Origin of the sequence: Wenjunlia tyrosinilytica, from assembly GCF_014646055.1 — a bacterium.
In the GTDB taxonomy this organism is placed as follows: domain Bacteria; phylum Actinomycetota; class Actinomycetes; order Streptomycetales; family Streptomycetaceae; genus Wenjunlia; species Wenjunlia tyrosinilytica.
In genome coordinates this window covers 137,598-158,575 of the sequence record NZ_BMMS01000001.1, presented here as the reverse complement: position 1 = coordinate 158,575, position 20,978 = coordinate 137,598, and the positions used below count along the sequence as shown (strand labels likewise).

15 protein-coding genes and 1 other RNA gene are annotated in these 20,978 nt (G+C 71.6%); 4 read left to right on the top strand and 12 right to left on the bottom strand.

Annotated elements, in window-relative coordinates; genetic code table 11:
* Window positions 1-13: 13 nt before the first annotated feature.
* An RNA gene (gene rnpB / locus IEY86_RS00675) (RNase P RNA component class A) lies at window positions 14-417 on the bottom strand.
* A 24-nt stretch (window positions 418-441) separates the two neighbouring features.
* Window positions 442-1,884, bottom strand: coding sequence for an RNB domain-containing ribonuclease (locus IEY86_RS00670; protein ID WP_373286929.1), 1,443 nt, complete (start codon window positions 1,882-1,884; stop codon window positions 442-444).
* Window positions 1,885-2,000: 116 nt separating this feature from the next.
* Between IEY86_RS00670 and yaaA the strand changes: the two genes are divergently transcribed.
* Window positions 2,001-2,801 carry a peroxide stress protein YaaA gene (gene yaaA / locus IEY86_RS00665; RefSeq protein ID WP_189129719.1) on the top strand — a complete coding sequence of 267 codons (801 nt, stop codon included), beginning with the start codon at window positions 2,001-2,003 and terminating at the stop codon, window positions 2,799-2,801.
* Between the two features lie 144 nt (window positions 2,802-2,945).
* Entirely contained in the window at window positions 2,946-3,560 is a 615-nt protein-coding gene (gene eda, locus IEY86_RS00660; RefSeq protein WP_189129443.1) for a bifunctional 4-hydroxy-2-oxoglutarate aldolase/2-dehydro-3-deoxy-phosphogluconate aldolase, read from the top strand.
* A 256-nt stretch (window positions 3,561-3,816) separates the two neighbouring features.
* Here eda and IEY86_RS00655 read toward each other — a convergent pair whose 3' ends face one another.
* Together IEY86_RS00655 and IEY86_RS00650 are read right to left on the bottom strand one after the other, a co-directional pair.
* Window positions 3,817-4,737, bottom strand: coding sequence for a class I SAM-dependent methyltransferase (locus IEY86_RS00655; protein ID WP_189129442.1), 921 nt, complete (start codon window positions 4,735-4,737; stop codon window positions 3,817-3,819).
* An 825-nt stretch (window positions 4,738-5,562) separates the two neighbouring features.
* Window positions 5,563-6,699 (bottom strand): acyl-CoA dehydrogenase family protein, encoded by a 1,137-nt coding sequence (locus IEY86_RS00650; RefSeq protein ID WP_229698086.1) that lies wholly within the window; start codon window positions 6,697-6,699, stop codon window positions 5,563-5,565.
* 147 nt (window positions 6,700-6,846) lie between these two features.
* Here IEY86_RS00650 and IEY86_RS00645 point away from each other — a divergent pair, with 147 nt between their 5' ends.
* Complete coding sequence (locus IEY86_RS00645; RefSeq protein ID WP_189129440.1) at window positions 6,847-7,458, top strand: TetR/AcrR family transcriptional regulator; 612 nt, start codon at window positions 6,847-6,849, stop codon at window positions 7,456-7,458.
* Window positions 7,459-7,518: 60 nt separating this feature from the next.
* On the opposite strand, the gene IEY86_RS00640 is transcribed toward IEY86_RS00645, so the two are convergent.
* From IEY86_RS00640 to IEY86_RS00630, 3 genes are all read right to left on the bottom strand, one after another.
* Window positions 7,519-9,057, bottom strand: coding sequence for a phytoene desaturase family protein (locus IEY86_RS00640; RefSeq protein WP_189129718.1), 1,539 nt, complete (start codon window positions 9,055-9,057; stop codon window positions 7,519-7,521).
* A 65-nt stretch (window positions 9,058-9,122) separates the two neighbouring features.
* Complete coding sequence (locus tag IEY86_RS00635; protein ID WP_308425089.1) at window positions 9,123-11,636, bottom strand: collagenase; 2,514 nt, start codon at window positions 11,634-11,636, stop codon at window positions 9,123-9,125.
* 320 nt (window positions 11,637-11,956) lie between these two features.
* Entirely contained in the window at window positions 11,957-13,273 is a 1,317-nt protein-coding gene (locus IEY86_RS00630; RefSeq protein ID WP_189129439.1) for a glycosyl hydrolase family 28-related protein, read from the bottom strand.
* Between the two features lie 84 nt (window positions 13,274-13,357).
* Here IEY86_RS00630 and IEY86_RS00625 point away from each other — a divergent pair, with 84 nt between their 5' ends.
* Window positions 13,358-14,062, top strand: coding sequence for a CDP-alcohol phosphatidyltransferase family protein (locus tag IEY86_RS00625; protein ID WP_189129438.1), 705 nt, complete (start codon window positions 13,358-13,360; stop codon window positions 14,060-14,062).
* Here IEY86_RS00625 and IEY86_RS00620 read toward each other — a convergent pair.
* From IEY86_RS00620 to IEY86_RS00600, 5 genes are all read right to left on the bottom strand, one after another.
* On the bottom strand, window positions 14,054-14,488 hold the full coding sequence (locus tag IEY86_RS00620; protein ID WP_189129437.1) for an FAD synthase family protein: 435 nt from the start codon (window positions 14,486-14,488) through the stop codon (window positions 14,054-14,056). The two genes, IEY86_RS00625 and IEY86_RS00620, sit on opposite strands and share 9 nt — an antisense overlap.
* A gap of 127 nt (window positions 14,489-14,615) precedes the next feature.
* Window positions 14,616-16,151: a fibronectin type III domain-containing protein gene (locus tag IEY86_RS00615; protein ID WP_229698056.1), complete on the bottom strand. Its 1,536-nt coding sequence runs from the start codon at window positions 16,149-16,151 to the stop codon at window positions 14,616-14,618.
* A gap of 79 nt (window positions 16,152-16,230) precedes the next feature.
* Window positions 16,231-17,760: an oligosaccharide flippase family protein gene (locus IEY86_RS00610; protein ID WP_189129436.1), complete on the bottom strand. Its 1,530-nt coding sequence runs from the start codon at window positions 17,758-17,760 to the stop codon at window positions 16,231-16,233.
* Entirely contained in the window at window positions 17,757-19,466 is a 1,710-nt protein-coding gene (locus IEY86_RS00605) for a Wzz/FepE/Etk N-terminal domain-containing protein (RefSeq protein WP_229698055.1), read from the bottom strand. Before IEY86_RS00605 ends, IEY86_RS00610 begins: the two co-directional genes overlap by 4 nt.
* Window positions 19,463-20,953 (bottom strand): hypothetical protein, encoded by a 1,491-nt coding sequence (locus IEY86_RS00600; protein WP_229698054.1) that lies wholly within the window; start codon window positions 20,951-20,953, stop codon window positions 19,463-19,465. Before IEY86_RS00600 ends, IEY86_RS00605 begins: the two co-directional genes overlap by 4 nt.
* Between the last annotated feature and the right edge of the window lie 25 nt (window positions 20,954-20,978).

The window sequence follows — 20,978 nt, the reverse complement described above, 5'->3', positions numbered from 1 at the left end:
TCCCGGGTGGCGGCGGACGAGTCGGCCTGTACGCCGGGTTTTGTCTCCCCGGGGTCTTGCGGCCCCGGGGGAGGCGGCCATCCATCTAGGGCTGCCGTTGCCGACAGCCTCGTGCGGTCTACCCGCGGACATCGGGCGGGCAGCCCTCGAGCGTCCGCGCAGAGCCGCCCGGGGGCGGCTCCTCTTGACCTTGCTCCAGGTGGGGTTTACCTAGCCGTCCGGGTCACCCCGGACGCTGGTGGTCTCTTACACCACCGTTTCACCCTTACCGAGAGCGCGAAGCCCTCGGCGGTCTGTTTTCTGTGGCACTGTCCCGCGGGTCACCCCGGGTGGGCGTTACCCACCACCTTGCCGTGTGGAGCCCGGACGTTCCTCGGCGGAGTCCGAGGACTCCGACGCGGCCGCCCGGCCGGCTCGTCCGCCGTGCTTCCATCGTAGTGGTTACGCGGGGGCGAACAGCACCTTGGGCCTGGCCGGGTCGGCCTCGGTGAGCCGGACGCGCAGCCTGCGGCCCAGAGGGAGGCCGGGGCTGCCCGGAGGTGACTCGACGCGGGCGATGACCGCGGGCTCGTGGAGCTGGACCGTGCCGACCGTCGGCTCCTTCTCCCGCACGTCCACCACGACCGCGTCGAAGACCTCGCCGACCCGGTCCGCGAGCACCGCGGCCTCGACCAGCTCGACGCAGCCGCGTTCGACCTGGCCCGCGCGGCGGTCCGCGGACTCCATGATCTTCGGCAGTCCGGCCAGGTCGGCCCGCACCCACTCCGGCACCTCGATGCCCGCGCACGCGGCCACGCAGATCTCCCCGGTGAAGCGGTCGACGAGGCGCCGCAGCGGCGCGGTGCAGTGGGCGTAGGCGTCGGCGACGGCGGCGTGCCACGCCGGGCGCTCGGAGCCGTTGGGGAACACGGCGTAGCCGGCGCCCCGCAGCAGGGTGGCGCACTCCTGCATGAACGCGGCGTGGTTGGCGCGGCTGGGGTTGAGGGACCGGACGACGTCCGTGTACGGGGTGCCCACCGCCCAGTCGACGTTGAGCGCGCGAGCCACGCGCTCCAGCCGCTGGACGGCGTCGGCGTGCGGGGCCGGGAGGGTGCGCAGGATGCCGATTCCGGCGTAGGTCATCAGATCGGCGGCGGCCATGCCGGTCATCAGGGAGATCTGCGCGTTCCAGCCGTCCGCGGGCAGCGGCGCCCGGTACTCCAGGGCGAAGCCGCCGTCGCGCTCGACGATCTCCTGCTCGGGGAGGTTGAGGCTGATGCCGCCCCGCTCACGTTCCAGCTCCTCACGCAGGGTGCCGATGGTGCGCAGCAGGGTGACGGGTTCCTCGGCGGTGCCGGAGTCGATGGCCTCCTGCGTTCCCGCGTAGTCGAGCTTGGCGCGGCTGCGCACGAGGGCGCGGCGCACCTCGACGTCGGTCACCTCTCCGGAGGAGTCGAGGTCGAGCCGCCACAGCAGGGCGGGGCGGATCGTGCCCGGCAGGAGGCTGGCCGCGCCCTCCGAGAGCACCGGGGGATGCAGGGGCACCCGCCTGTCGGGGAAGTAGAGGGTGGTGCCCCGCCTGTGGGCCTCGGCGTCCAGCGCCCCGCCGGGGGTCAGGAAGGCACCGATGTCCGCGATGGCGTAGTGGACGCGGTAGCCGGAGCCGTTGCGCGCCAGGTGCATCGCCTGGTCGAGATCCGTCGAGTCGGGCGGATCGATGGTGAACAACGGGATGTCTGTGGCGTCCAGCGACGGCAGACGGGGATCCACGGCGGCCTTCTCGGCCTCGGCGAGCGCGTCCGCGGGGAAGCTTCCGGGGATGTCCATCTTCGCGCGCAGCGCACGGAGGGCCGCGCGCAGTTCCTCACCGTCCGCGGTCCTCACATGCATGTGTCGCAGTGGCACGCAGCCCAGAGTACGGCGCCACCGGGTGCACTGCCCGGAACGGTCGGCCTCCACTTCGAGCCATATGCTGCGTGAGCGCGGCGTCCGCCGCCGCCGAACGTGTTGAGGAGTTCGCTGTGCTCGTCCTGCTTCCCCCCTCCGAGGGCAAGGCCGCCGCCGGGTCGGGTCCGGCGCTGGACCTCGACGGACTGGGGCTGCCCTCGTTGACCGAGGCGCGCGGCGCGGTGCTCGGCGCCCTGGTCGACCTGTGCTCCGGCGACGAGGCCAAGGCGCTGGAGGTGCTGGGGCTCAGCGAGGGGCTGCGCGAGGAGGCCGCCAGGAACGCGGGTCTGCTCACCGCCCCCGCGCTGCCCGCCGGCCAGGTGTACACGGGCGTGCTCTACGACGCGCTGGGCCTGGCGACGCTGGATCCGGCCGCCCGCCGCCGAGCCCGGGGCTCGCTCCTGGTGTTCTCCGGGCTGTGGGGCGCCGTGCGCATCGGTGACCGCATCCCGCCCTACCGCTGCTCGATGGGCGTGAAGCTGCCGGGCGTCGGCGCGCTCGGCGCCTTCTGGCGCGGACCCATGGCCTCGGCGATGCCGGAGGCGGCGGGCAGGGGGCTGGTGCTGGACCTGCGGTCGTCCGCCTACGCGAGCGCGTGGAAGCCGAAGGGCGAGGTGGCGGGGCGTACGGCGACCGTGCGGGTGCTCCAGGTCAAGACGGTCGACGGGGTGGAGAAGCGTTCGGTGGTCAGCCACTTCAACAAGGCCACCAAGGGGCGGCTCACCCGGGATCTGCTGGTCGCCGGGCACCGGCCCAGGAAACCCGCCGAGCTGGTGGAGGCACTGAGAGCGCTCGGCTACCGGGTCGAGGCGCGGGCTCCGGAGCGGGCGGGCACGGCATGGCAGGTGGATGTCCTGGTGACGGAGATCCACTAGCCGCGGTCGTCGGCCGCGGGCACAGGATCGTCGGTCCCGGGATCGTCGCACGGAGGAGGCCATTGCCCGCCGCTCCTCGCGGCGGCATTGCACCGTGCGCAACGTACGTTGCGCACAGTGGTAGCTCCTGGGCACGATGGGGCCATGGCCTCCGTCCTCGACCTCGCGCCCGTCATCCCCGTCGTGGTGCTGGAGGATGCCGCCGACGCGGTGCCCCTTGCCCGTGCCCTGGTCGCGGGCGGCCTCCCGGCGATCGAGGTGACCCTGCGCACCCCTGTGGCCCTCGACGGCATCCGGGCCATCGCCTCGGAGGTGCCGGACGCCGTGGTGGGGGCGGGCACGGTGCTCACACCGGAGCAGGTCGAGGCAGTGGTGGCGGCGGGCTCGCGCTTCATGGTCAGCCCCGGCTGGACGCCCCGCCTGCTGGACGCGATGGCCGGGTCCGGCGTCCCGTATCTGCCGGGGGTCTCGACGGCCTCCGAGGTCATGGCGCTGCTGGAGCGCGGGGTGCGGGAGATGAAGTTCTTCCCGGCCGAGGCCGCGGGCGGCACCTCGTACCTCAACTCCCTTGCCTCGCCGCTCCCGCAGGCCCGTTTCTGCCCCACCGGCGGGATCAACGCCTGGCTGGCGCCCTCCTACCTCGGCCTGCCGAACGTCGGCTGTGTGGGCGGGACGTGGATGCTGCCCGGTGAGGCCCTCGCCGCGAAGGACTGGGCCGTGGTGGAGCGACTGGCCCGCGAGGCCGCCGCCCTGCGCTGACCGCCCACCGGCCACGGCCCCCCGCCCACTGGCGAAGGCCCTCCGGCCACGACCCCCACTCTCCGGCCACGGCCCCCGCCCACCGGCCACAACCCCTCACCCACCGGGCACGGCCCACCGGCGAAGGCCCACCGGCCACGCCCCCTCACCCACCGGCCATGGCCCTCACCCACCGGCCACCGGGCTACCGCCCCCGGTGACGCCCGGTGGATGGCCTCGGCGCCGCCCGGCGGCAAGCCTCTGCTCCGCCCGGCGGTCAGCCTCGTCGCAGACGACGGCGCAGCGCCCGAGTGAGTACCGGCGGCAGGATCTCCTTTGCCAGTCGACGCACCGAGGAATGACCGGAGGGAAGCGCCGCCGGGGCGGCGGCAGCCGCGGCAGCCGCCGGGGTGGGAGCGGGCGGCGGTACCGGAGCGGGGAAGCGCGAGCGCGGGCCCGTCGGCGGCTTGGCGCGGCCGGAGAAGCGCAGGACCCTGCTCCCGGCGATCTCCGGAACGCTCACATGGAGGTCGTCGCGCCCCGCCGCCAGCTCCAGCAGATCCTCCTGGATCGGCCCGGGGTCGCCCCAGGTCCCGTAGAACTTCTGCGTGCTCAGCGCGATCGGCCGCAGCCCCCGGGTGAAGACGGCCTCCCAGGTGGCGGCGGCCACGCCGGGGGTGTGCTCGGAGCGGAAGTCGTCGAGGACCACGATGCCTTCGGGGACGACGATCCTGCGGGTGTTCTCCATGTCCCCGGCCACGTGCACGTACAGATGCGAGGCGTCGACGTGGACGAAGCGGCAGGTCGCGGGGGCGACATGGTCCGGTATCTCGGACGTGGGCCCCTGGACGACATGGGGGAGCTCGTCGTGGAAGGACAGGTAGTTCCGCTCGAACGCGACGCGGGTCAGTGTGGAGTAGGACTTACGGGTTTCGGCCGCGTTGTCCTCGTCCGGCGCCGGGGCGTCGAAGAGGTCGCAGACCGTGAACCGCTCGCCCTTCCGCAGGTAGGCCGCGGTGAAGATCGCGCTCTTGCCCATGAAGGCGCCCATCTCCACCACGTCCCCGCGTTCCCCCAGGCGGGCCTGGCGGGAGAGGAGCCAGTCGAAAAGCACTTGGTCAAGGCCCGGGAACCAGCCCTTGACGTCGTCCAGTCGGCTGGGGCGCGGCTCGGAGGGGACGGCGGTCGCAGTGCTCATATCGCTTCCTCGGGCACGGGGAACGGACATCGGGAAGTGGCCGGAACACTACTGGCCCGAAGGGAGCGGTCAGTGGTACGCCAGGTGTACTTCGTGTGCCCTTCTTGAAACTCCCGTGCCGGTGCGCCGACCGCCCCGACCCGCCTCCCCTCTTCGAGGGAGCCCACCGCGCCCGGGCGGTCATGACCTGGGCGGTCAGGGCCCGGCCGGTCAGGAGCCGGGCGGTCATGACCTGGGCGGTCAGGGCCCGGCCGGTCAGGAGCCGGGCGGTCATGACCTGGGCAGTCAGGGCCCGGCCGGTCAGGAGCCGGGCGGTCAGGACCCGGCCGGTCAGGGCCCGGGCAGTCAGGGCTCAGGCAGCCAGGACCTGGGCGGTCAGGAGCCGGCCGGTCAGGACCCGTACGGTCAGGGCCCAGGCAGTCAGGAGCCGGGCGGTCAGGAGCCGGGCGGTCAGGGCTCGGGCGGTCAGGAGCCGGGCGGTCAGGAGCCGGGCGGTCAGGGCCCGGGCGGTCAGGAGCCGGGCGGTCAGGAGCCGGGCGGTCAGGGCTCGGGCGGTCAGGAGCCGGGCGGTCAGGAGCCGGGCGGTCAGGGCCCGGGCGGTCAGGAGCCGGGCGGTCAGGAGCCGGGCGGTCAGGAGCCGGGCGGTCAGGGCCCGGGCGGTCAGGAGCCGGGCGGTCAGGAGCCGGGCGGTCAGGGCTCGGGCGGTCAGGAGCCGGGCGGTCAGGAGCCGGGCGGTCAGGGCCCGGGCGGTCAGGAGCCGGGCGGTCAGGAGCCGGGCGGTCAGGAGCCGGGCGGTCAGGGTCCGGACTGTCAGGACCTGGGCGGTCAGGACTTCGAGAGGTGGCGGCTGATCACCAGGCGCTGGATCTGGTTGGTGCCCTCGAAGATCTGCATCACCTTCGCCTCGCGCATGTAGCGCTCGACCGGGAAGTCCCTGGTGTAGCCGTACCCGCCCAGCACCTGGACCGCGTCGGTGGTGACCTTCATCGCCGCGTCGGTGGCGACCAGCTTCGCGATGCTCGCCTCGCGTGAGAACGACAGCCCGGCGTCACGCCGCCTGGCCGCGTGCAGGACCGTGGCCCTGGACGACTCGACGGCCGCCGCCATGTCGGCGAGCAGGAAGCCCAGCCCCTGGTGGTCCATGATCGCCTTGCCGAACTGCCGGCGCTCCTTGGCGTAGGCGACCGCCTCGTCGAGCGCCGCCTGGGCCAGGCCGACGGCGACGGAGGCGATCCCCAGCCGCCCGGAGTCCAGGGCGCTCAGGGCGATGGACATGCCCTGTCCCTCGTCCCCGACCAGGCGCTCGGAGGGGACGCGCACACCGTCCAGGTTCACCATCGCCGTGGTCGAACCGGTCAGGCCCATCTTCTTCTCGGGCGCCCCGAACGACAGGCCCTCGGCCTCGGCCGCGTCCAGGGTGAAGCACGAGATGCCGTGCCGGTGGTCGTCGGAGGTGCGGGCGAAGACCGTGTAGCTGTCGGCCTCGCCGCCGTGGGTGATCCAGGCCTTGGTGCCGGTGAGGGTGAACATCCCGGCCTCGGCCTTGTCGGCGCGCGTCCTCATCGAGGCCACGTCGGAGCCGGCCTGCGGTTCGGACAGGCAGTACGCGCCGAGCAGTTCGCCCTCGAGCAGCGGGGGCAGGAGGCGCTGCCGCTGCTGTTCCGTGCCGTACTGCGCCAGCGGGTAGCACGAGAGCACATGGACGCTCATCCCGACGGCGGCGCTGGCCCAGCGGGCGGCGATCTCCTCGAGGACCTGGAGGTAGACCTCGTACGGCTGGCCGCCGCCTCCGTACTCCTCGCCGTAGGGCAGGGAGAGCAGCCCGGCGCGGCCGAGCGTCCGGAACACCTCGCGGGGGAACCTGCCCTCGGCCTCGTACTCGGCGGCGATGGGGGCGAGCTCCCGGTCGGCGATGTCGCGGGTGAGCTCGATCAGGTCGCGGGCTTCGGTGGTGGGAAGCATGCGGTCGACCGGCACGGGGAGCCTCCGATTGCCAAGCGTAAGGGCACGACATGAACTGCTACCAGTACTGTAGAACGTACGGCAGTACAGTCAAGCGGTGCAGGTCCGGGATCGGGGGTTCGTCGGACGTTGGCTAGGGTGAGCACCATGAGTGTCGGATCTCGGGCCTCGATCGAGCGCGTCCGAGGACGCGGTCTGACCGGGCGGCAGGCGCAACTGTTCGACCAGCTCGTCGATCTCTTCCTTGCCGAGGGATTCGCCGATTTCACCCTCGACGACCTCGCCGGCCGTCTGCGCTGCTCGAAGTCGACCCTGTACGCGCTCGCCAGCAGCAAGGAACAGCTCGCGGTGGCGGTCGTGAAGTACTTCTTCCGCCGGGCGGCCGGGCGGGTGGAGCAGCGTACGAGCCAGGCGGACGGCCCGCTGGAGCGCGTCGGGGCCTACCTGTCCGCCGTCGCCCGAGAGCTGCGGCCCGCGTCGGCCCGCTTCTACCAGGATCTCGCGGCCTTCCCGCCCGCGCTCGAGGTGTACGGGCGCAATACGAGGATCGCGGCGGCCCGCGTGCGCTCCCTGGTGGACGAAGGCGTGCGCAGCGGTGCCTTCCGGCAGGTGCACGCCGCCTTCGTCGGCGAGATCGTGAGCACCGCCATGGTCGCCATCCAGCGCGGCGAGATCAGCGAGCGGACCGGGCTGCGGGACGCCGAGGCGTACGACGAACTCGCCACGATGCTGCTCCACGGGATCTCCGCGCCGGAGTAGCCGCCGGAGCGGCTCCGGCGCGCGGCGGAGTCCGGAATGCGGCCTCCGGGGCCGCGCGGCTCAGCCGCGGAGCAGTTTCATCGCCGCGTTGTGCCCCGGGATGCCGCTTACACCGCCGCCGCGGATGGCACCGGCGCCGCAGATCAGGACGTTGGGGTGGGCGGTCTCGACGCCGTAGCCCTCGCCGTACGGGAAGCTCAGGTCGCGGTGGAAGATGTGACCGCCCGGCATGCCGAGTTCACGTTCGAGGTCCAGCGGGGACTTCGCCTCGATGCACGGCCGCCCCTGGCCGTCCACCGCGAGCACATCGCGGATCGGCTCGGCCAGATGCGCGTCGAGCTGCGCGAGCGCCGCGTCCACGGCGGCCTCCTTCGCCCCGGGCTCGGCGAACAGTCCGGCCGGGGTGTGCAGGCCGAACAGCGTCAGCGTGTGATGTCCGCTCGCGGCCAGCTCGGGGGAGAGGATCGACGGGTCCGTCAGCGAGTGGCAGTAGATCTCCGACGGCTGGACCCCCGGCAGACGGCCCGCCGCGGCCTGCCGGTAGGCCGTCTCCAGCTCGGAGTACGACTCGGCGATGTGGAATGTGCCCGCGAAGGCCTCGCGGGGGTCCACTCCCGTGTCACGCAGCCGAGGCAGCCGCTTCAGCAGCATATTGATCTTCAGCTGGGCGCCCTCGGGAGCGGGGGAGGGCGCGCGCTCGCCGAGGAGTCCGGCGAGGGTGTGCGGGGAGACATTGGCCAGGACGTGCGCGGCCGAGACGCGGCCCCGCCGGTCGCCGTGCCGGTAGGCGACCTCGGCGCTCCTGCCGTCCGTGGCGATGCCCGTCACCTCGTGCCCGGGGACGATCTCCGCCCCCGCGTCACGGGCGGCGGCGGCCAGGGCGTCGGTCAGCGCCCCCATGCCGCCGACCGGCACGTCCCAGTCACCCGTGCCGTTGCCGATCACGTGGTAGAGGAAGCACCGGTTCTGCCGCAGGGACGGGTCATGGGCATGGGTGAAGGTGCCGATGAGAGCGTCGGTGAGCACCACCCCGCGCACGAGGTCGTCCTCGAACGTCTCCTCCACCACCTCGCCGAGGGGCCGCTCGAAGAACGCCTCCCAGGCCGGCTTGTCGTCGATGCGCCGCTCGAGCTCCGCGGCGGAGGGCAGCGGTTCGGTCAGCGTCGGGAAGACGCGTTCCGCCACCCGCCGGGCCTTGCCGTAGAACTCCTGCCAGGCCGCGAACTCCCGGTCCGATCCCGTCAGCCGGGCGAACGCCTCCCTGGTGCCGGACTCGTCCTCGGCGTCGACCAGCAGGCCCGTCGGCCGCCCGTCCCGCACGGTGGGCGTGTAGGAGGAGATACGCCGCCTGCGGACCTCGAAGCGCAGCCCCAGCTCACTTACGATGCGGTGCGGCAGCAGGCTGACGAGATACGAGTAGCGTGACAGCCGTGCGTCCACACCGGGGAACGCGCGGGTGGAGACGGCCGCCCCTCCCGTCGAGTCCAGCCGCTCCAGCACGAGGACGCTGCGGCCCGCGCGGGCGAGGTAGGCGGCGGCGACCAGACCGTTGTGGCCGCCGCCGACGATCACGGCGTCATAGGCGGTGCGCTGCACCATCGACTTCGGCATCGCACAGTCGTAGCACTTCAGAGGGCATGCTGCCTACACCTGCCCGGCCGCGGTCACTGCCGCAGCGGGCCCTCGCATGTGTAGTGCGCGCTCCCGGACTCCCCGCCGGGCCACACCTCGACCGGGCCGAAGAAGCAGTTCATGTCGGTGAAGTTGCTCGCCGCCCGCGCGGTCCGGTCGAGGAGGGTCCGGTCGACGGTCTCCGACATGTCCTTGAAGACCTGGTCGGCGCTTCGGGAGTCCGACAGGTCGGCGGTGATCCGCCCGGCGCAGACGAAACGGGGAAGGTCGTCCTGGTCCCCGGTGCGCCGGCAGGAGGGCGCCAGCCGGGTGGCCTCGGCGAACGCGGCCGCGACACCCCCGGCGTTGGCGTACCTCAGCGACGCGTTGGGCACGAAGGCCGTGTCCGGCTGGTAGAGCTCCGCCACGTGCGCGATGTTGCGGTCGAGGAAGGCGTCGTACTGGCGCTGGAGGGCGACATCTGCCCCGATGTCGGCGCGCCAGGCGTCGAAGCGGGCCGGGTCGTTCGCGCGCAGGTGGCGGTACATCAGCCGGATCAACGAGGGGTGCTCGGCCCACAGGAACTCGAAGAACGTGCCCGCGTAGTCGTAGAAGCGGAAGCCGTCGCCGTCGTAGGTGGCGTGCAGCATCTGGGCCACCGTCATCCGGGGCCGCCCGCCGGCGGTGTCCTGGACGATGCCGCGCACCAGCGATCTGCGGACCTCGATGCCGTCGTCGCGGGTGGCGCCGTCGAAGAACTCGGCGGTGCCCTCGTCCATGGCGGTGGTGCGGTCGCCGTCGTACCAGTTGCCGTCGCCGTAGGTGCCGGGGACCGCCCAGCGCCCGTTGAGGTAGTGGACGTACTCGTGGCGGAACAGTTCCTCGAGCGTGAGCGGGGTGTCCTGCGCCGTGCGCTGGAAGGTGTAGAGCGTGGCCGATCCCTCGACGTAGATGCCGCCGTTGTCGGTGGGCAGTCCGGTCAGGAGCGGGTGGAACAGCTCGTAGTCGGCCTTGTTGGCGTACACATGGACCGTCAGGGTGCTGTTCTGGTCGTCGGGCAGCGGCCTGGTGGTGCCCAGCACCCGGAAGAACTGCGCCTTGACCTGCTTGCCCGCGTAGTACAGCCGGTCCACCTCGGCCCGCGGCAGAGCGGTGCGGACCTGGATTGCGCCGCTGTCGTATCGGTAGGTGCGGGGGAAGAGGCGGTCCTCGATCTGGGGGGCGCAGACGTTGTCCCGCTCGCACATCCCGTAGTAGTTCAGCCATGCGGCGACCACGGCCCAGGGTGCCCGGTAGTCGCCGAAGGCCGCGTCGGTGGCGTCGAGGAGGTGGCCGAGGTCGGTGACCACCGCGTCCTTGATGCCGTCGATCTGGCCGAAGCGGCCGTACTCGCTCAGCGCGTCGCGGGCGACCCAGGCGTTGGGTGTGCCCTTGAGGTGGGCGTAGCCGGAGAAGGCCCGGAAGGCGGCGCGGTAGGAGGGATCGGCGGCGACGGCGGCGCGGAAGGCCGTGTCCTGGTTGCCCGGGTTGACGCCCAGGTAGTTCACCGTCAGCGCCCCGAGGGCGGCCCCTCCCCACGCGGGGTCCGTCGCCGTGCGGGCGTCCGGGGCCATGGTGGCGAGCACCTTCTTGATCAGGGGGAGCTGGTGCTGTCTCAGGCCGGGCGCGCTGCCCACGACCAGGGCCTCACGCAGGATGAAGGCATTGTTCCTGGTCGGGTCGAAGGTGTGCGCGCTGTCGGCGTAGACGGAGATCGCGTCGCGCAGGCTGGTCAGCGTCGCCTCGTCGGTGAGGTCGATCTCGGGCCGGGAGAAGTCGTGGTGGACGGCGGCGTGCAGATACGTCCACAGCTCGCTCAGGTGTGCCTTGTCGGTGCCGTCGTGCTGAGGGGCGACGGCGGTGATGCGGTCGGCGACCGCCTGGATGTGGGCGTCGGACATCACCGGTGCCAGCCGGGGGTCCCAGCTCCAGATCAGAGCGCGCAGGCAGCCGTCCGCGGTGACGTCCGGCTGGGTGAGGAAGTCGGCGAGCCCCCGCGGCGTCAGGTCGGTGACCGCGTCCGCCGTGCAGGGGACACCGGCGCGCCCTGCCCGGAAGGCGGAGCCGCGCAGGGCGGCCGCCGAGGGACGGCTGTGCAGGCCGGTGGCTCCGAACTCCAGGCCGCTCCCGCCCGTTCCCGGGAGTTCGCCGAGCAGCTCACCGGGCCTGCTCCGGGGGAGGTCGTCGCTGCCGGGGGCCGGAGCGGGGGCGGGGCGGCCGGTTGTCGCCGGTGCCTGCGCGATGCGCCGGACCTCGTCCAGGGAGCCACGGGCGCTCAGGCCGCTGGAGCCAACGCCCGTCCCGCTTGCACCGATGGAGCCGCCGCTCCAGCCGCTCCAGCCGCTCGCGCCCACCGCGCCGGAGCCGGGCCATGTGGCCGTGGCCGCGGGGAGGGCGCCCGTGCCGCTTCCCGCCCCGGCCGCGGCGGAGTGCGGCACCGCCTGCGCGGTCGGCGCCATCGGCAGGGTCAGGGACGCCGAGAGTACGGCGACCAGCAGGCCATTGCGCACCGAACGGGATCTGGACACCGGAGCACTCCTGGTGTGTGGCAGGGGTGGGGAGCCGTGCTGTGGTGCGGTCTCGCCGATACGCCGCCCTGGGCCTCGCGGCCGGCGGGCAGGCGAAGGTGCCCCGAGGCGGCCGCGCGAGATGGGCCGCCGACCGAGCGGGTGTTCCTGGCATCACTCCGTCGTGACACGGGGCTCGAACCGCGTCGATAGAATAGCAATGTGAAATTTCACTGACTGATAGTCAGGTAGGGACACGCCGAACCGGCACAACGCCTACGCCGACCGGGTGTCCGGTGCCTTCCACCGCTCACCCGATCGGCCTTGAGGACGGCGAGGCCCTAGCCGCCGAGGCAGTCCACGAAGCGGGTGAAGTCGGCCGCCTGCGAGCCGGAGCTGTCCACGAAGGCGTTCTGCGGGTGGCTCTTGAACAAGCACATGTCGTACCGCACCACCGCGGGGACCGCTGCCGCCGGGCCCTGGAGGCGGTACTGGTGCCTGCCGACGAGCTGGCACGAGTCGTAGCGCACCAGCGGACCGCGCGGTCCGACGTTGAAGCGGTGGGGGCGGGCGCCGTCGGAGAAGTCCTTGAAGGCGTTCGCGGTGTCGTCGCAGTCGTTGAAGTGGACCGTGCCGCTGTTCCAGGCGCAGTCGATCACCACCACGTCCGGGTCGCGCACCTCGAACCGGATGTCCTCGGCGTGGAAGCGCTGGACGGCGTCGTAGTGCGAGCCGCGCGGGAAGCGGAAGAAGGTGCTGGTGCGGCCGTACTCCTTGTCGTCGGCCGGACGGCGGCCGGTGACGATGTACGAGCCGCCCCGGCAGGTGATCGAGCCGCCGTAGGGGAACTCCAGGAAGTTCCCCCACTCGTACTCGACCTTCATGTCGTTGAACCAGTAGTTGAGGAACTGGTCCTGCTGCCGGTCGTTCTCCGACCTCTCCGACAGGCCCGAGTACAGGAACGCCTTGCGGTACGCCCCGCCGACCCGGCAGGCGTCCCAGCGCATCTCCGAGTTCGTGTTGGTGCCGTCGAGCGCCAGCCCGTACTCCCACTCACCGGTCCACTCGCACTCGGTGAACCGGTAGTCCTGCGCCTGCCCCGTCGAGTACGAGTAGAAGAACGAGGCCCCCGGGGTGCCCGAGCGGAATCCCAGCTGTTCGAACATCAGGTTCGCCCAGGTGTCCTCGTTGCGGCACAGGTACGAGCCGTCCGCCTTCTCGGGGGCGAAAATGATCTGCGTCATCCGTTTGCCCGCCCCGCGAAAGCGCAGCCCGTTGGCCTTCAGCCCGCCCTTGGTGCCCCCGAGCAGCGCCCCCGGATTTCGGATCAGATAGGTGCCCGCGGGTATGTCCACGACGGTGCGGCCGATGTGGTCCCACACCCGGCCCGCCGCGTGCTGGTACGCCTTCTGGAAGGCCGCGCTGTCGTCGGTGCGGCCGTCGCCCTTGGCCCCGAAGTCGGCCACGACGTCCACGACCGACTTGCCCTTCGGCTTGCTGCCCGACACGGTCGTGGCCATGTCGTCCGACGGGTTCTTGGGCGCCGGGGACGCCTGGGCGTCGCAGCCCGCGAGCCCGGCTGCGGCCAAGGCGGCCGCGCCGCCCGTCAGCAGAGCCCTGCGGCTCGAGCGGCCGCCCTCGCCTCGGGTACCTGCCATGATGTTGTTCCTCTCCGAAGGAGACTTTGGTGGGAGGTGCGGGGGGCAGACTCGTTGAAGTGGGGGACATTGAAGTGGGGGGAAATGACTGATTTCACTTACGCGCTCAGGGAGCTCTCGGCAGCTCAGAAGTCGGGCAAGGGGGTGTCCCTCTATTCGCGTTTCGTCAACCGTCCGGCCGGCCGGGTGCTCGCCGCCGCCTCCTACACCATCGGGCTCACCCCGAACCAGGTGACGCTCATCAGTGCCGCGTTCACCTTCACCGGTGTTGGCACGATAGCCATGGTCGAGCCCTCGCACGCCATGGCGGCAGGGGTGTTTCTGGCCCTCGTCACCGGTTTCGCGCTCGACTCCGCCGACGGGCAGCTCGCGCGGCTGAGGAAGGCGGGCAGCGCGGCTGGCGAGTGGCTCGACCACGTGGTGGACTGCGCGAAGATGCTCGCCCTCCACATGGCCGTGCTCGTGTCCTTCTACCGCTTCTTCGACCTGCCCGCGAAGGCGTATCTGCTGGCGCCCGTCGCCTTCCAGTTCGCCGCCGTCATGGTCTTCTTCGGCGGCATCCTCACCGAGCAGCTGAAGCGGAGGAAGGAGACGGGGACGGCTCCCGCCCCTGCCTCCACCCTGCGGTCCGTGGCACTGCTGCCCGTGGACTACGGACTCTTCTGCGCGGTCTTCCTCTTCCTCGGCGACCAGGACCTGTTTCTCCTCCTGTACTGCGCGTTCCTCGCGGCCCATCTGCTCTTCATGGCCGCGTTCCTCGCGAAGTGGTACCGGGAGCTGTCACGCTGAGTCGGCGTCGAGCATCCCGTCGAGCACCTTGCGCAGCAGGGTGCTCGAGGTGTGCACGGTGTACGGGAAGTACACGACGTCCACGCCGACGGTGGCGAAGTCACGCTCGAGCCGGTCGCCCTTCTCCGTGCCGCGCCAGTCGTCGCCCTTGAAGATCACGTCGAAGCGGACCTGCTTCCAGGTCTCGAGCTTGTCCGGCACCGTCTCGACGAAGGCCGCGTCCACGAAGCGCACACTGCGGACGATCTCCAGCCGCTCGGTGAGCGGTATCACGGGGGCCTTCCCCTTGGCCTGGACCGCCATCTCGTCGGAGACGACGCCCGCGATGAGGTAATCGCACTGGCTGCGCGCGTGCCTGAGGATGTTCAGGTGCCCGACGTGGAACAGGTCGTAGACCCCGGGCGCGTAGCCCACTCGTTCCGCCATGGTCCCCCCTCCCTGCCGCCCGCCGCGAAGGCGGGGCGACTCGTTTCCCCGGACCCACCACGGGCGGACCCGTGCCGGCGAACTCCCCCCGCGGCAGGGAGGGCCGCCCGTGGCGGACGAGGATCGGTCAGTTCAGTGCGGTCACGTAGACCGGGCCGTTCTTGCCCGAGTCATTGGTGCCGTCCGTCACCAGGAGCGAGTACCGGTGCGTCGAGCCGGGGTCGACGGTGTCGGTGTAGCTCATGTTCGGACGGTTCCAGTACCGCGAGTCCTGGTCCAGCGAGGTCAGGTACACACCGTCGCGGTAGATCTTGTAGGTCAGGACGCCGTCGTCCCGGTCCCACGAGGCCTTCCAGCTCAGCGTGACCTTCCCCTTGGCCGAGCTCGTGCCGCTGAGGATGGGCACCTGCGGGGCGCCGGTGTCCGGGGAGGCCGGGAAGCGGGTCAGGCCCTGCTGGGGCTTCTCGTTCACCGTGGTGAACTCACCGCCCACCCACAGGATGTCCCCGGCCATCGCCATGGAGCGCGGACCGATCTTCTCGCCGAGGCCGTCGTTGGTGTCGGGGAACCACGCCAGGATCGTCTTGTCGTTGATCGACTGGCCCAGCAGGTGCTGGCGGTTGCCGATGTCGGTGAAGCCGCCCGGGGTGTTCTTGCAGTCGTGGGCGTGCGACCCGCTGTAGAGGACGCCCTTGTAGGGCACCACCGTCTGGGTGGCCCCGAGGCAGGTGTCCTTCCACTTCATCGAGCCGTCGGAGAGCTTGCCGGCGATACGGCCGTCGAAGACACCGCCGCCGCTGCCCTCGGCACCCAGGTAGAAGTTGGTGCCGTCGTTGACGAGCGCCTTGACCGAGGAGCGCGAGGGGATCCAGCCGGTGAAGTTGTTGACCGTCTTGCCGGTGGTGGCGTTGAGGCCGACCAGGGCGTGGACGGTCAGCCAGCTGCCGTTCACCGAGGTGAAGCGGCCGCCGACGATGACCTTGTTCAGCTCCGGGGCCACGGTGATGGCGTTCACCGAGGGGGTCGGGTCGTTGGTGACCGACGAGCCGGTGATCGTGGCCTTGAACGGCAGCAGGGTGCCCGAGTAGGTCAGCGCCGCCACGCGCTGGCGGGTCTGGCCCTGGACGGTCCCGAAGCCTCCGCCGATGTAGACGGTGTCCGAGGTGACGTCGATCGCCCGGACGGTGGAGGAGACGGTGGGCTTCCACGCGGAGCGCAGGGTGCAGTCCGAGGTGTTGAGCGCGGCCGTGTTGGAGCGGCCGATGCCCTTGACCTGGCTGAACGATCCGCCGATGTAGAGCACGTCCCCGTCGGGGGATGCCTTCATGGCGCGGATCGTGTTGGAGCCGCCGGTGAACGCCGGCGCGCAGTCGAGCGGCTCGCCGGTGACGGCGTCGAACGCGGCGAAGTTCTTGCGGGCCACCTCGTCCGTTCCCGCGGCGGCGCCGGGCGGACGGATGTGGTCGAAGGTGCCGCCGACGTAGACGACGCCCTTGGCGTAGGCGACGGACCAGACGATGCCGTCGGTCTGCCAGGTCTTCATCGGGTCGGCCGTCAGCGTGGTCTCACCGGTCGCGGCGGCAGGACCCGCGGCGGTCACCAGCGCGGCGGCGCTGAGCGTGGATGTCGCCAGGATGGCGTGAAGAAGTCTTCTTCGGCGCATAGTTCCCCCCAGGAACATGAGCAGGGACGGAGGCAGGGGTGAAGCGACAGATGCTGTGCCACCAGTGGTTGCTCAGCGTTCATGGCGAGTTTCTCGTGTTGCGGTTGCGCAGTGCGCCGAAGAACTCGCCGACCCCCAGCGGCACACGATAGCGCCACACTCCGAAAGCGAAAGCCCCAATGGTCAAAACGAACCCCAACAATGTCCCTGGCACCGTGTCACCTGCGAAGGTACGGACCAAAGCCGCCACCGAGCCGACCACCACGAGCCCGAGTCCGGCCGCGTACAGATAGCCACGGTCCACCGTCGTGAAGCCCAGCCGGTGGCGCACCAGCAGTGCCGAGGAGACATTGTCCACCACGATCGCCAGCCCCCAGGACACGGCCGCCCCCAGCACCCCGTAGCGGGGCACCAGGAGCACTCCGGAGCCCAGCTGGACGACGAACGCCGCTCCCGCGACCGCGAGGTTCCACGAGCTGCGGCCGGCCATGAGGATCACCGTCTGGGCATTGCCCACCCCGACGTTCACGGCGCAGGCCGCGCACAGCACGGCCAGCGCGGCCGAGCCGTCGTCGAAACCGGGCCCGAAGACGGACAGCACCGTGCCGGGGAACGCCGCCAGCAGGACGAACAGCGGCCAGGAGAACAGCACGATCCACCGGGTGGACAACCGGTGCAGATGGTGGGCCTGCGCCTCGTTGCCGCCCGCGAGCAGCCGGCTGATCTGCGGGGCCACGGCGAGCCTGATCGCCAGCTGGAGCAGGGTCCCCGCCGTGACGAGGCGGCCGATCGCCGTGTAGATCCCGGCCTCCGTGGCGGTGCCCAGCAGCGACAGCAGGATCACCCCGACCCAGACCGCGGTGATGTCGAAGACCGACGAGACCGCGCGGGGCCCGGCGAACGTCCAGAACTCCCGTGCCTGGCTCGTCGGATCCCTCGGGGCGGTGTGCTCGGCCCTGGAGCGGCGCAGCGCCAGCCACGCCGCCACCGCGCCCGCGAGCGACGGGACCAGCCAGGCCGCCGACAGCGCGAGCACTCCGGGCGCCAGCAGTGCCACCGGCAGCGCGATGAGCACGCGCAGCACCGGCTTGCCGATCTGCTCGACGCCGACGAACGGCAGCACCGTGCCGTAGCCGCGGGTCGCCCCGAGCAGCACCAGCGAGACGGTGGTCACCGGCAGGAACAGCGCGAACAGCCGCATGACGGCCACCGCCTCGCCCCGGCCGAGGTCGGGCAGGAGCTCGGTCGCCAGCGCGGGAGAGAACAGCAGCACGGCGGCCGCCGCCGTGCTGGCGACCAGGCCGGGTACGACGGCCGTGCGCAGCAGGGCCGGGATCCGTGAGCCGCCGGTCGTCTCCAGGTCACGGGAGACAAAGCGGACCAGGCCGGTGTCGGCGCCCAGCTTGAAGGCGTTGCTGAGGATGGTGAAGACGGCGACGCCGGTGAAGACCGCGCCCGCGCCGCGCGCCCCCACCGCGTGGGTGACGACGGCGACGAGGGCGAAGCCGAAGACCGCGTTGACGCCCGAGCCCGCGAAGCCCAGCCATCCGCCCCGTACCGTCCTGGCCACGCCAGGACGGTCGGCGGCCGTCGGTGCTTCGGCGGTCATCCGCGGAACGTCATCAGGCCGTTGTCGCGCGGGCCCGCCGACACCTCGTCGTCGGCGTCGTACGCCTGCGAGCCGTCCGGGAAGCGGTCGGCGCGCGGCATCGGCCGCGTGTACTGGGTGCTCGGGCCGCTGCCGCCGCGGCGGGACTTGCGGTACGACGGGCCGCCGTCCAGCGCACGCCACAACGAGCGGCGGCCGGAGCCCTTGTCCAGGACCGCGCCGAGGATCCGCCCTCCGGCGCCGGTGATCAGCTCCCACACACGGTCGAGGTCGTCGCGCCTGACCTCCTGGAGGTCGCAGACGATGAGCACACCGTCGACCCGCTTGGCGACCGCGAGGCCGTCGGCGTGGCTGAGCAGGGGCTGGGTGACCACGACGACCGACTCATTGGGGTCGGCGGGCGTGGCCAGCATCCGCGTGACCTGGGGGGAGGACAGGACCCGGGCGACGTTGGGGACCCGGAGGCCGGGCACGAGGCCGTACTCACCGGCTTCGCCCGCGTCCACGGCCAGGCGGTGCCCCTCCGGCCAGGACTGCGACTCGTCCTGCGACCTGGCGCCGTGCACGGGCAGGCGCTGGGCCAGTTCGGGGGAGCGCAGGTCGGCCTCGACGAGCAGGACGTCGTTGCCGATCTCGGTGAAGGCGCCCGCGAGGTTCACGGCGACGGCGGCGGCGTTCGCGTTCTCCCGGGGGGCGACCACCAGGAGGCTGCTGCGGCCGGCGAAGCGCTGGTCGTGGACGAGGCGGAAGGCGATCGTGCGGTAGGCCTCGGCGAGGTTGTTGTTGCGGGTGCGGCCCACGACGAGCAGGTCCTCGCCGCCCGGGTTGCGGGGGAGGATGCCCAGTACGGGCGCGCGCAGATTCGCCTGCACATCGGCGACCGAGCGCACCCGCGGTTCGAGGACCGAGCGGATCCAGGCGGCCAGGATGCCGGCCGCCAGGCCCACGACGCCGCCGATGATCAGCAGCATGGTCAGACCGGGGCCGGAGGGGAACGCCGGGGGTTCGCCCTTGCGCACGACGTCACCCGGGGTGGTGTCCAGGGACTTCAGGCTGGAGATACGGCCCTGCGAGTCCGATATCTGCGTGACCAGCGTGCCCCGCTCGGCCTCGTCGGTGTCCTTGGAGGGGCCGTCGATCTCGTTGGCGATCTGCCGGTCGAGGACCTTGCGCTGCTTGATCAGCGGCTTGAGCTCGCTCTGCAGTTTGCTGACCGTCTTGTCGATGCGGCCCTTGGCGGACTCCTCGCGGTAGTCCAGGTAGGCCCGCACGAACGCGTTGACCAGCTTGGCCGCGCGACCCGGTGAGTTGGAGGTGTACTCGAACTTCAGCGTCTGGGTCTCCGGCGGGTTGCTCACCCGCAGGTCGCGCTGGAGCTTGGCGGGCTTGACGGTCTCGCCGAGGTCCTTGGCGGCGCGCACGGCCACGGAGGCGCTCTGCGCGATCTGCTTCTCCGTGCCCATGCTGAGCTGCTTGTCCGCCGAGACGCCTCCGGCCTCGAACGGGGCGGTGCTGATCGGCTGGACGACCACTTCACCCGTGGATGTGTAGGTGTCGCCGCCGAGGAAGGACAGGGCGGCGGCGCCGAGCAGTCCGAGCACGACGCCGAGCACGATGAACACCCGGTAGCGGAAGAGCTGGCGAAGCTGGTCGCGCAGCTGATCCTGCCCCTCGTAGGAGTCGTCGATGCGAGTGGGACCGGTCACGGACGTGGCCCTCCTGTTCCGAGGGGTCTGGCCTCGATGGGTTCTGTGGTCGGGGCGGATCCGGCCGCGGCCCGGCGCACGGCCGGGCCGGCGGTGCGCCGGGGTCTGCCCTTCGTCGTGATGACGAGGGGTATGGCGAGCAGCAGCGCCAGAGGGCCGACGATGGCCATCAGGCTGCCGCGCAGCAGGATCAGCTGGTAGAAGGCGAATCCGGGGACGAGTACGGCGGCCAGGGTGCCCGGTTGCCCGCGCAGCCTGTTCCTGATGTCGTCGACCCGTCGTCCGACGGCGCCGATCAGGCCGAAGACGATCGCGAGCGACGGTATCCCGGCCCACATGTAGCTTTCGACCCACAGCGGGGCGGAAAGGTTGTCGAAGGTGTAGCCCGCGTGCCCGGCGAGCAGGATGCCCGCGTCGGCGGGCTTGCCCGGCCAGACCGACCGCGGCACGAAGAACAGCGGCGGGCCGAGGGCCGCGGTGGGTGTGAAGCCGTTCTCGTGGACGTAGCTGATGCCGGTCTGGATCTGCTGGTAGGCGTCGTAGTCGCCGTTGGTCGTGAACTGCTCGGCGAGTGAGACGACGTGGACCGGTTCCCGTTTGTCGTACCGGAAGTAGTCGCTGTACGGGAAGACGACGAGGACGGTGACCATGATCGCGGCGGCCCCGACGCGGAAGGCGCGGGGGCGGCGCATCGCGGGGAAGGCGAAGACCACCGTCAGCAGGACCGTTCCGGCCCAGAAACGGGGCTGGCTGATGGGATTGTTGACGATCGCGTTGAGCACCAGCAGCACCGGCAGCAGGATCCAGCGCACCCCGCGCAGCGTACGGTCGCCGTCCTTGATCCGGGGGACGTGCGCCAGCGCCACCAGCGCCCAGAACGCGGGCACCGACAGGCACCAGGCGGCCATTGCCCGGGTCGCGGAGTCGGCCTGGGCGGCGGTGCTCGCGGCCTCGTTGGCGGCCTGGCGGCTGGCGAAGAAGGTGGCGACACCGCCCTGCCCGGGGATCAGCGCGGCGGCCAGCAGCAATGCCAGCCCGCACAGCAGCAGCACCCGCACCGGCGCCATCCGGCGGGCGAGCAGGGGTTCGAGCACGGTCGAGTCGCGGTGGGCGCGGCTGCCCGACAGGGCGGCGCCGAGGCTGTAGGCGAGCAGCCCTGTCTCGACGACGGCGGTGGCGGCGAAGGCGGTCTTGTCGTCGACGATGAAGCCGCGCGGGTAGGTGTCGGTGGCGAGCATCGCCAAAGGCGCGAGCCCCAGCCAGACGTAGGAGAACAGCCAGAAGCCGAACGCCACGATGCGGACCTTCACATCGGTGAGCACCCGAGCGAGCGCCCCGCCGCTGTGCACGACGATCACGCACTGGAGGGCGAGCGCCCCGCCGAAACGCGCGTCGAGCGAGTGGAGGATGAGGGTGGGCAGCAGGACGACGAGCAGCACGGTCCACGAGCACACCGCCGCGAGACCACGGATCCGACCGCCGTGCACGTACATCCCCCTCCAAGTGCCCCCG

Excerpts from the sequence above, each read along its gene's own strand:
- eda (WP_189129443.1), top strand. The coding sequence starts at position 2,946 with ATGGCCTCCGTCCTCGACCTCGCGCCCGTCATCCCCGTCGTGGTGCTG.
- IEY86_RS00655 (WP_189129442.1), bottom strand. The coding sequence starts at position 4,737 with ATGAGCACTGCGACCGCCGTCCCCTCCGAGCCGCGCCCCAGCCGACTG.
- IEY86_RS00650 (WP_229698086.1), bottom strand. The coding sequence starts at position 6,699 with ATGCTTCCCACCACCGAAGCCCGCGACCTGATCGAGCTCACCCGCGAC.
- IEY86_RS00645 (WP_189129440.1), top strand. The coding sequence starts at position 6,847 with ATGAGTGTCGGATCTCGGGCCTCGATCGAGCGCGTCCGAGGACGCGGT.
- IEY86_RS00640 (WP_189129718.1), bottom strand. The coding sequence starts at position 9,057 with ATGGTGCAGCGCACCGCCTATGACGCCGTGATCGTCGGCGGCGGCCAC.
- IEY86_RS00630 (WP_189129439.1), bottom strand. The coding sequence starts at position 13,273 with ATGGCAGGTACCCGAGGCGAGGGCGGCCGCTCGAGCCGCAGGGCTCTG.
- IEY86_RS00625 (WP_189129438.1), top strand. The coding sequence starts at position 13,358 with ATGACTGATTTCACTTACGCGCTCAGGGAGCTCTCGGCAGCTCAGAAG.
- IEY86_RS00620 (WP_189129437.1), bottom strand. The coding sequence starts at position 14,488 with ATGGCGGAACGAGTGGGCTACGCGCCCGGGGTCTACGACCTGTTCCAC.
- IEY86_RS00615 (WP_229698056.1), bottom strand. The coding sequence starts at position 16,151 with ATGCGCCGAAGAAGACTTCTTCACGCCATCCTGGCGACATCCACGCTC.
- IEY86_RS00610 (WP_189129436.1), bottom strand. The coding sequence starts at position 17,760 with ATGACCGCCGAAGCACCGACGGCCGCCGACCGTCCTGGCGTGGCCAGG.